At 43.6% G+C, this 2737-nt stretch carries 4 protein-coding genes; 2 read left to right on the top strand and 2 right to left on the bottom strand.

Features of this window, described 5'->3' with window-relative positions; genetic code table 11:
• Positions 1-216 precede the first annotated feature (216 nt).
• Positions 217-1101: a cation diffusion facilitator family transporter gene (locus tag JZU62_RS08550; RefSeq protein WP_295013836.1), complete on the bottom strand. Its 885-nt coding sequence runs from the start codon at positions 1099-1101 to the stop codon at positions 217-219.
• 55 nt (positions 1102-1156) lie between these two features.
• On the opposite strand from JZU62_RS08550, the gene cmoB reads away from it, so the two are divergent.
• Positions 1157-2050, top strand: a complete 894-nt coding sequence (gene cmoB, locus JZU62_RS08555) for a tRNA 5-methoxyuridine(34)/uridine 5-oxyacetic acid(34) synthase CmoB (protein WP_295013838.1) — start codon at positions 1157-1159, stop codon at positions 2048-2050.
• 1 nt (position 2051) lies between these two features.
• Positions 2052-2522 (top strand): PaaI family thioesterase, encoded by a 471-nt coding sequence (locus JZU62_RS08560; RefSeq protein WP_295013840.1) that lies wholly within the window; start codon positions 2052-2054, stop codon positions 2520-2522.
• Here the strand turns inward: JZU62_RS08560 and JZU62_RS08565 are convergent.
• A partial coding sequence (locus tag JZU62_RS08565) for an MBL fold metallo-hydrolase (RefSeq protein WP_365956661.1) occupies positions 2519-2737 on the bottom strand: 219 nt, incomplete at its 5' end. The two genes, JZU62_RS08560 and JZU62_RS08565, sit on opposite strands and share 4 nt — an antisense overlap.

Genomic DNA, 2737 nt, shown 5'->3' on the forward strand with positions numbered 1-2737 from the left:
TTGCATTTGACTTTTTAATTCACCGCCGAGTTTTTGGAGTAATGCATTGGAAATCTGATTCCCTTTTAGGGTGACTTGTTCTTCTACAGAGGGAGATGCGATCAAAAGAGTAGAGGCTAGAGTGAGAGGAATGACGAAAAAACGTCTCATTATTATATCCTTATGTTATTATTTATATAATTTTATCAGATATAATAAAATTTTTAACTAATCTACTTAATCTAGGTGCTCGTCTTCAGAATCATCATACGGATCGAGATGGATCAACGCGTACACATTGTTTTCAGGGAAGAGATTTTTGAGAGCAAGTTCGATTCGATCTCCTACCATGTGAGCATCGTAGAGGGAGGTACTGATACTAAATACGATATGAACGCTCAGATAGATTTCGCTTCCTGAGCGGCGGGTACGTAAATCATGATAGCCGCTTACATCGAGTTGAGAGTTTAAAAGCTTTGTAATCTTGGCAACACTCTCTCCATCAAGGGCAGCATCAAGGAGCATGAGGATACCCTCTTTGATAAGTGGAAAGGCAGAGTAGATCATATAAATACTGATTCCGATACCGAGCAGTGGATCGATAAACGTATATTCGGTAAATGAGATAAAGACGAGTGAGATTAAAACAGCCCCATTACTGAGCAAATCGGTTTTGTAATGGAGTGCATCGGCTTGGATTACCATATTCCCTGTTTTTTTTGCAACATAATTGAGAAAGAAAACCAGTCCAGCCGTGATGATGAGGGATATGATCATCACACCTATGGAGAGGTCGAGATGCTCGATAACACTTCCTTGTACCATTTTCGAGATAGCGGTGTAAAGGATAAAGAGCGCTGAGAGACTGATGATCGTCCCTTCGATGACCGCAGCGAGGGGTTCGAGTTTACGCCGTCCGAAGTTAAAATGCTCATCGGGTTCTTTGTCGGAATTGTGAAGGGCAAAGTAGTTAAAGAGGGATACAATCATATCAAGTAATGAATCGATTGCAGAGGCTAAAACGGCAACGGAACCGCTCATGATGCCGACACTGAGTTTAAACGTCACCAGTAAAAAGGCGACAATAGTGGAAATGAGGGTGGCTTTTTGTTCTATACGCATGGGGGCATTTTAGCCTAATATCGCTAAAATTTCAGGATAAGAATGAGGAGCGAAAATGGATTTAAATGCAGTTCGAGAAGAACGCCAAAAATGGATGACATGGAAAAATATCGCTCCGTTGCGTGAAGCGCTAAATCAACTGCCACAGATTGAGTCTCATGTCGGACTGGGCAATACCGTTGCCCTCACATCGGATGAGGTGGTGGATGTCAATGATCTGGAACGTATCGCCCGCCTCATGATGCCGTGGCGCAAAGGACCGTTTGATCTGTTCGGCCTGTTTATCGATACCGAATGGCGCTCAGACCTCAAATACAATTTTCTCCGTCCCCATTTCAATCTTCACGGCAAAAAAGTAGCTGATATCGGATGCAACAACGGCTACTATATGTTCCGTTTTCTCGAAGACACTCCGGCAAAAGTGGTCGGATTTGACCCCTCGGCGCTCTTTAAATCGCAGTTTGATCTCATCAACCATTTTGTCAAAAGCGACATTGTCTATGAATTGCTTGGGGTGGAACATTTGCCCTTTTACGAAGAGAAATTTGATACGATCTTTTGTCTTGGGGTACTCTACCATCGCAGCGATCCGGTCGCGATGATTAAGGCATTGGGGCAAGGTTTAGCCGAGGGGGGCGAGATTTATCTCGATACCTTTATCATCGACGGAGAGGAACCCGTCGCTCTTTGTCCGAGCGGAAGCTACTCTAAAATCACTAATGTCTATTTTGTTCCGACCCTTAAAGCGCTTGAAAATTGGTGTACCCGTGCCGGATTTAACTCCTTTGAGGTGTTGAGAACGGTGGTAACGACATCCGATGAACAACGCAAAACGGACTGGATAGAATCGCAAAGCCTTGAAGATTTTCTCGATCCTGCCGATAGTACCAAAACAGTAGAGGGATACCCGGCACCTGTTCGGGGATACATTCGGATTAAAAGAGGATAATTTGTCAAGAGATCAATTAGATGTAATGAATGAAGAGATTCAAATCGCGATAAACCCGCAGACCGCATTAAATACCCATGAGCGGATAAATACGGTCTACAGTGGTGAGATTATCAAGATGGAAGCCGGATTTGCAAAAATCATGCTGGAAACCAATGAGGTTATGCGTGCCGATGAAGTGGGGTTGGTGCATGGAGGATTTATTTTTAGTGCCGCCGATTTTGCCGCTATGGTAGCGGTGAATGAGCCCAATGTCGTATTAGCATCGTGCAACTGTCTTTTTTTGGCTCCCGTGAGAGTGGGAGATATCGTTACATTTGAAGCGAATGAACACCAAAAAGAGGGACGAAAACGCAATGTAACCGTTCGCGGCTTTGTTCATGAAATCAAAATTTTTGAAGGGGAATTCAAAACGGTTATCACTGAACGTCATGTTCTCCGTCTTGATCTTCTCAAAAGTTTGGATAATTAAACCATCTTCATCCAATACTCGACATTTCGTTGTTCCGCTCGAACCGATGTTGAGTTTCCATGCCCTGGATAGAGGGGCTTATCGATTGTCCATGCCGCAAATTTTTTCAAACTTTCACGCATAGAGTTTGCATCGGAGTAGGGGAAATCCCATCGCCCGATAGACCCTTCAAACAAAAAATCTCCGCTAAAGATAACATCGCCGATTTCGATCAT

This window comes from Sulfuricurvum sp. (assembly GCF_019163035.1).
GTDB lineage: Bacteria > Campylobacterota > Campylobacteria > Campylobacterales > Sulfurimonadaceae > Sulfuricurvum.

What these genes read in the sequence shown, in the direction of transcription:
- JZU62_RS08550 (WP_295013836.1), bottom strand. Translation starts at nt 1,101, where the DNA reads ATGCGTATAGAACAAAAAGCCACCCTCATTTCCACTATTGTCGCCTTT.
- cmoB (WP_295013838.1), top strand. Translation starts at nt 1,157, where the DNA reads ATGGATTTAAATGCAGTTCGAGAAGAACGCCAAAAATGGATGACATGG.